Genomic DNA, 634 nt, shown 5'->3' with positions numbered 1-634 from the left:
CTTTGAGCACGTCTCTAAATGTGTGGAGACCACAAGACCAGAAACCGCATCAATGCTGCCCGAAGCATATGCTTCTAACAAGTTGTTATCTGGATGTTTGTTCATAGTTGCTCCGTATGCATTGAGTGCCTTAACTTTTCTACTGCGAGTCTTAACCGAGACTTCACCGCGCCCAGTGGTATGTCAAAAAGTTCCGCTACTTGCTGATGTGGCAGTTCTTCGAGATAAACCGCTTGCAATACGTCTCTCTGATTTTTAGGCAAAATATCAAGAAACTTCACCACCTGTTCCTTCAACATGTCTTGTTCTGGAGAATAATGATCAACCAGATCTGGCGGATAATATTCCGATGGCCAAATGTCATCAGAATGGATGTGAAGCTCTTTACCCTTTTGTTTTCTGAGTAAGTCAAAACACAAGTTGCGGATAATCGTGTATATCCACGTCGATAACGCACTCTTCTTTCCATCGTAAAGATGAGCTTTTTGCCAGACCGTTGCCATGGTTTCTTGAACCATCTCCATAGCAACTTGCTCATTACCAACGTGCTTGTAGGCAAACTGTTTTAGCTTGGGGGCATAAAAACGGAATACGAACGCAAAAGCCTCTCTATCTTTGGCTTTTACTTTATCCA

The 634-nt window shown here is 42.9% G+C and carries 1 protein-coding gene and 1 pseudogene; both read right to left on the bottom strand.

Going from position 1 to position 634, the window contains the following annotated elements:
- Nucleotides 1-105: pseudogene (locus R7Z49_RS25870) on the bottom strand (transcriptional regulator); the annotation flags it as partial.
- On the bottom strand, nucleotides 102-634 hold a 533-nt coding region (locus tag R7Z49_RS25865; protein WP_318112526.1), incomplete at its 5' end, for an RNA polymerase sigma factor. The pseudogene R7Z49_RS25870 and the gene R7Z49_RS25865, both read right to left, overlap by 4 nt.

This window comes from Vibrio sp. 1562 (assembly GCF_033340155.1).
GTDB classification, from domain to species: domain Bacteria; phylum Pseudomonadota; class Gammaproteobacteria; order Enterobacterales; family Vibrionaceae; genus Vibrio; species Vibrio alginolyticus.
Note: the sequence above shows the minus strand (reverse complement) of the source record. Positions and strands in the feature narration are given on the sequence as shown.